The organism is Streptomyces rishiriensis (assembly GCF_003112535.1).
Classification (GTDB): domain Bacteria; phylum Actinomycetota; class Actinomycetes; order Streptomycetales; family Streptomycetaceae; genus Streptomyces; species Streptomyces rishiriensis.
The window spans coordinates 144,888-150,887 of the sequence record NZ_BEWA01000001.1; the positions used below are offsets into that span (position 1 = coordinate 144,888).

Below are 6,000 nucleotides of genomic sequence, written 5' to 3' on the forward strand. Positions count from 1 at the left end.
GGCCGGGCTCCCCGCACGGGAGACCGGCCGCCGGCGCGTGCCGACGCACCCCGCAGCCGCGTCCCCCGTGCGGCACGCGCCGCCCGCCGCCGCAGCGCCGCCCACCGGCGCCCTGCGCGTTGCCTGCCCGCGCCGTCCGCCCGCGCGCGGCGCGCGCCGGACCGTCCGCGCGCGGCCTCCCGGGGCGCGGCTCCCCCGCGCGGGCGGCCGGCCGCGTCCGCACAATCAGCAGACCGCCTGCAGCGCCGGCCCGGCGGCCGCGTCCGACTCGGCCAGCACCTGCCGGGCCGTGCCGAGCACCGTGCGGAACACCGGGTCGTCGTCGAGGCCGCGGCGCCAGAGGCACTGCGAGTACACGGTGAAGGGCGGCCGCCACTCCACGCGCCGCAGCTGCCCGAGCCGCAGCTCCTCGGCGACCGCGACGGTGGGCAGCAGCGCCATGCCGATGCCCTCGCCCACGCTGCGCTTGACCGCGTCGACCGAGCCGAGGACGAGGATCCCGCGGGCGACGGCGCCCGCCTCGGCCAGCGCCCCCTCCAGGGCCCGCTGGTATCCGCTCTCCCGGCTGGCGCAGGCCACCGTGTGGGGGGCGAGGTCGGCGGCGGAGCGGACCGGCCGGCCGGCCAGCGGGTGCTCGGGGTGCGCCACCAGGCTCAGGCCCTCCGGGCGCAGCACGAGATGGTTCACGTCGGCGGCCGCCGTGCGCGGGCCGATGAAGAACGCGCAGTCGATCTGCTCCTCGCGCACCAGCCGCACCGGGTCGCCGTCCAGCGCCCGCAGCGACAGCTCGAGCTGCCGGTGGCGCAGGTGCAGGTACTCGATGAGCGGGACCAGGCGGTAGGTGACGATGCATTCGGCGGCCCCGACCACCAGGGCGTCCGGGGCGTCGCCGGGGCCGCACACGGACTGCTGGGCCAGCTCGCTCAGCTGCACGATGCGGCGCGCGTAGCGGTGCAGCCGCCGGCCGGCCGGGGTCAGGCTGGCCCCGGAGGCCGTACGCAGCAGCAGCGGCGTGTCCAGCGTCTGTTCCAGGGACTTGATCCGGGCGGTCACGGTCGGCTGGGCCAGCCCCAGGATGCGGGCCGCCTGCGTGAAGCTGCGGGCGTCCGCCACCGTCAGGAACGCGCTGAGGTGCTTGATGTTCATCCCTCAGCCCCCCTGCACCGCGCCGGACGCGGCGAGCGCGCGGACCCGTATGCGGAATCGAATCACGCCGATCCTCCATCTGCTCCGTGTCTGGTGACTGAATCTGATGCCGCGGGTACGCCGCACCGCGCCGATGCCGACGACACCAGATAAAGTACAGAACGCTCGCTATGTTTTTCTAGGGTGGAAGGACAGCTACCGCATCCGGGGGGCGGGGGCGGGGAGGCGAGGGGGGCTTCACGGGCCTCCCTGCGCGGCGCCGCGCAGGACCAGCCGCCAGATCCGCTCCAGCCGCTCGGCGGCGCTCCCGGCGCCGCCGGCCGGCGCGCCGGCGCCCGTGCGGATCTCCCACTCCGCGCCGGCGAGCAGGTACACGACCAGGGCGGCGAGCGTGTGCGGACAGTGCTCGGGCCGCAGCTGGCCGTCCGCCCGGGCACGGCTCAGCAGGTCGAGCACGGCCGGCAGCCAGGAGCCCGACCACGGCTCCATCACGTCCGGCTGCTCCCGGGCGACCCGCGCGGCCGCCCGGGCGGCGACGTCCCGCTCCAGCAGGGACGCGAGCGCGACGGTCAGGTCGGCCACGGCGCGCAGCCGCGGGGCGCCGGCCTCGACCGCCCGGTCCACCACGGCGGCGACGCCCGCCACGCCCTCTTCCCGCACCGCCTCGGCCAGCGCCCGCTTGGTCGGGAAATGAAAGGTCACCGCCCCCATGGAGGCGCCGGCGGCCTGCGAGACCCGCGACAGCCGCGCCCCCTCGTAGCCCAGCCTGTCCATCTCCAGCGCCGCCGCCCGCACGATCCGGGCGCGGGTGCGCAGCGCCCGCTCCTGCTGCCTCATGCCTGTCCTCCTCCTGGTCACGGCCGGACGGCCGGGAGCGGTCCCCGGCCGTCCGCGATGCCAATTTAGCAAAACGATCGTTCTCTATGCTTTGCTTCGAGACAACGCCGGCAACGGCCCAGGGGAGGTCACGCGGGCGGGCGCCGCGCCGCGCCCGCGCGCGCTACACGGCGGTCGAGCCGCCGTCGACGGCCAGGGCGGAACCCGTGACGAACGACGAACGCTCGCTGCACAGCCAGGCCGCGGCCTGCGCCACCTCCTCGGGCCGCGACATCCTGTGCTGCAGCGAGTCGGCGAGGAAGACCTCCTCCAGCTCCGGCAGCTGCGCGATGACGCCGTCCATCATCTCGGAGCGGGTGGCGCCCACGACGAGCGCGTTGACGCGGATGCCGCGCCGGCCGTAGTCGTAGGCCGCCGCCCGCGTCAGGCCGATCACCGCGTGCTTGGAGGCGACGTAGGCGGCCGAGGCCCCGGTGGCCTTCAGGCCCGCGACGCTGGAGGTGTTCACCACCGCCCCGCCGCGCCCGGAGCCCAGCATCGCCGGTATCTGGTGGGACAGGCAGTTCCACACCCCCCGCACGTTGACGTCCATGGTCCGCTCGTAGGTCTGCGCGTCCATCTCGTGGAGCGGGACTCCCGCCGTGCCGTACCCGGCGTTGTTGAAGGCCGCGTCCAGCGTGCCGAAGGCGTCCAGCGCCGCCCCCACGGCGCGCGCGACGTCGCCCTCCACCCTCACGTCGCCCGCCACGGCCACGGCCCGCCCGCCGCCGCCGCGGATGCCCTCCACCAGCTCGGCCAGCCGCTGCGCACGGCGGGCCATCAGGACGACCGCCGCCCCCTCCTCGGCGAACAGCCGGGCGGCGGCCGCGCCGATCCCGCTCGACGCCCCGGTGATCATGGCCACCTTGCCGCTCAGCAGCCTGTGCTCGTCTCCCACCGCTACTCCCCCTTCTCAGTCGCGTCCGTGTCACGCCGTCGCCCGCCGCGCATCGCGCACCGGCCGGCCCGTCGATCCTGCCCGCGGCGCAGACCGCTCAGACCGCTCAGACCGCTCAGAGCACTCAGACCGCTCAGAGCGCTCAGAGCGGCCACACCGTGCCGGCGGCGGCCTCGGCGTCCACCGACCGCAGCAGCTCCTCGTCCACGGCGTGCAGCGAGCCGACCAGATGGCGCACGCCCGCCTCGCCCATCAGCTGCCGCTGGAAGCTGTGCTCGAAACGGCTGGGATGACCGATGAAGGCCATCCCCAGCGACCTGGCCGCCTCCGCGACCGTCGCCACATCGTCGATCACGAGCACCCGGTCGTGGCGCACAGCGAAGGACCCGGCGGCGATCTCGCGCAGACCCGGCCGGAACGCGTCGGTGCAGAGGTAACCGGGACCGTCGAACAGATCGGCGTGCTCACCCAGGAACGCCTCGAAGTGGCTCCGGTCGAGACCTCCGTAGCAGACCGTGCGCAGACCCAGCCGCCGCAGCCTGCGCACCAGCTCGATCGCCCCCTCGCTCACCCGCACCGGGTGCGCGGCCACATGACGCGCACGCTCCTCGAAATACGCCTCGAGCGCCTCCTCCCCGGTCATGGACCCCCCGACCGCCTCGGCGAGCAGCCGGCCCGCCACCGAACGCGGCCGCGAGAAGATGCTCCGCTCGACCTCGGCCGTATAGACGCAGCCGCGGCTCACCAGAAAATCGTGGATGACCGGACTGAAGGAGTCCTCCAGCATGACGCCGTCGATGTTGACCGCGCACAGGCGCAGATGCCCCAGACCCTGAACCATGTCCTCTCCCCTCCCGATGGATTTCCCGCACTGTCTCCCCACCCCCGCCGGCGCCGGCGCCGACAGGCCCGACAGGCCCGACAGGCCCGGCCGGCACGACACACGCCGCACCCACCGGCGCCCCGACCGGACACCCACGGCCGGACACCCACGGCCACTCACCCACGGCCGGACACCCACGGCCACTCACCCACGGCCGGACACCCACGGCCGGACACCGCGGTCGCTCACCCGCGGCCGGCCGCACCGCCGCCAGCCGCGCGCTGCCAGCCGCGGCCGGCCGCACTGCTGTCAGCCATGCGCTGCCGACCGCGTGCCGACGACCGCGTGCCGCCGGTTCGCGTGCCGCCGCCGGCCGCGTGCTGCCGGGTCGTGCGCTGCCGGTTCGCGTGCTGCCGGTTGTGTGCTGTGGGTCGCGTGCTGCCGGCCGCGTGCCGCCGGTTCGCGTGCTGCCGGGTCGTGCGCTGCCGGTTGTGTGCTGTGGGTCGCGTGCTGCCGGCCGCATGCTGCCGGTTGTGTGCTGTGGGTCGCGTGCTGCCGGCAGCACGCGGCCGGCAGCGTGCTGTGGGTCGTGTGCTGTGGGTCGTGTGGCTGTGTGCTGTGTGCTGTGGGTTGTGTGCTGTGCGCGTGCGTGACCGGCGTCCGGCCGGCGTCCGCGGTCAGTCCTGCATGCCGGCGCCCTCGCGGGAGCCCGCCGAAGCGGAGGCCGCGGCGGAGGCGGCCCGCAACAGCTCCCTCGCCCGCGCCTGGCTCACTTCGGTGTGGGCGATGACGGTCGGCACGGCGATGCCCGCGAGCAGCAGCCGCCACATCCGTACCACCCGGTCGCCCAGGTCCGCCCGCCCCTCGCTCGCCACCGCGGAATAGGTCTGCATGCCCGTACACGCCTCGACGACGAACTCGGCGAGCTCCTCCGGGTCGACGCCCGCCTGCAGCTCCCCCCTCTCGGCCGCCACGCGCAGACAGCCGGCCATGATCGCACCCCAGTCGCGGTACGGCTTGGCGTCCCGCAGACCGAACGCACCCTGCTCGGTGGTCAGCCGCACGCCCGCCCGCAGCAGCGGATCCGTCCTCAGCTGCTGGGACCAGACCAGGGTGATGTCCACGAGCCGCTGCAGCCCCTCCGACTCCAGCCACGGCACTATCGAATCGGGCTGCGCGTTCATCACCGCCCGGGCCAGCGCCTCCTTCGACTCGAAATGGAAGTACAGCGCCCCGGCCGTGAGCTCGGCCTGCTGAAGGATGTCCTTGATGCTCGCCCCGGCGAAACCGGACTCGTCGAACACCTCCGCCGCCGCCCGGAGCAACTGCCTCCGAGTCTGCACTCCCCGTTCCTGCCTGAGTTGACGAACCACCAGTACCTCCTAGCGAAACCGAACACTCTTTACGGTATCGGCCCCCGCCCCCGAACCTGCCCGATGCCGAGGAAACTCCCGCCAGCCAGCCGGAAAACACCCGTTCCGTCCACCCTCACGGCGACACCCTTGACCTACTCATACCCTCATCTTTACCCGTACATGACAGAAAAACAAAACGAGCGCTCTCTATATTGATGCCGACACGTCCACCGCGCCAAACACACCAGGCCGACCACATCCCTGGGGGGGATCAACATGACCGTGACAGCCCCGGCACGCGTCACCAAGCGTCCGCCGGCCACCCGCGTTCCCCGCGAGTACGTGCACAAGGCCGCCGCCTCGGAGGTCCTGCTGACCGGACTGTCCCCGGCCGGACCCGACCGCTTCCACATCACCGCCCGCTGGCCCTCACGGCACCCCTTCTACGGGCCCAAGGGCGGCTTCCACGACCCGCTGCTCGTCGCCGAGTCGGTCCGCCAGAGCGTGCCGCTGCTCAGCCACCTCGCCTACGCCGTCCCCTTCGGCCACCGCCAGTCATGGACCAGCCTGCACTACGAACTCGACCCCGCCGCCCTGACCTTCACCGGCAACGACGCCGACATCGACCTGCACGTCACCTGCACCGAGACCCTCCGCCGCGCCGGCCGGCTGGCCTCACTGCGCCTGCAGGCCGACCTCTACATCGACGGCCGCCCCCTCGGCATGGCCCACACCAGATTCCGCAACCTCTCCCCCGCCGTCTACCCACGCCTGCGCGGCCCCTACGCCGACCCCGCACACGCCGCACGACACGCCCTCCCCCTCCCCCCCGCCACCCACCCCGCCCACGTCGCCCGCACCCACACCCGCGACGTCGTCCTCACCCCCGCCCACACCCCCCA

The 6,000-nt window shown here is 73.9% G+C and carries 6 protein-coding genes; 1 reads left to right on the top strand and 5 read right to left on the bottom strand.

All coding sequences use genetic code 11. The features are described 5' to 3' along the window. Positions 1 to 225: 225 nt before the first annotated feature. The 5 genes from Sri02f_RS00665 to Sri02f_RS00690 form a co-directional block, all read right to left on the bottom strand. The gene (locus Sri02f_RS00665; protein ID WP_108999105.1) at positions 226 to 1,146 is read right to left on the bottom strand and encodes a LysR family transcriptional regulator; all 921 of its coding nucleotides are present in this window, start codon (positions 1,144 to 1,146) and stop codon (positions 226 to 228) included. 237 nt (positions 1,147 to 1,383) lie between these two features. Next, on the bottom strand, positions 1,384 to 1,983 hold the full coding sequence (locus Sri02f_RS00670) for a TetR family transcriptional regulator (RefSeq protein WP_245970246.1): 600 nt from the start codon (positions 1,981 to 1,983) through the stop codon (positions 1,384 to 1,386). Positions 1,984 to 2,146: 163 nt separating this feature from the next. After that, the gene (locus Sri02f_RS00675) at positions 2,147 to 2,881 is read right to left on the bottom strand and encodes an SDR family NAD(P)-dependent oxidoreductase (protein WP_245970327.1); all 735 of its coding nucleotides are present in this window, start codon (positions 2,879 to 2,881) and stop codon (positions 2,147 to 2,149) included. A gap of 181 nt (positions 2,882 to 3,062) precedes the next feature. Beyond that, positions 3,063 to 3,761 carry a haloacid dehalogenase-like hydrolase gene (locus Sri02f_RS00680; protein ID WP_108999107.1) on the bottom strand — a complete coding sequence of 233 codons (699 nt, stop codon included), beginning with the start codon at positions 3,759 to 3,761 and terminating at the stop codon, positions 3,063 to 3,065. A gap of 659 nt (positions 3,762 to 4,420) precedes the next feature. Next, entirely contained in the window at positions 4,421 to 5,086 is a 666-nt protein-coding gene (locus tag Sri02f_RS00690; protein ID WP_245970249.1) for a ScbR family autoregulator-binding transcription factor, read from the bottom strand. A gap of 288 nt (positions 5,087 to 5,374) precedes the next feature. Here Sri02f_RS00690 and Sri02f_RS00695 point away from each other — a divergent pair. Next, positions 5,375 to 6,000: ScbA/BarX family gamma-butyrolactone biosynthesis protein (locus tag Sri02f_RS00695; protein ID WP_281261875.1), on the top strand; the 626-nt coding region annotated here is incomplete at its 3' end.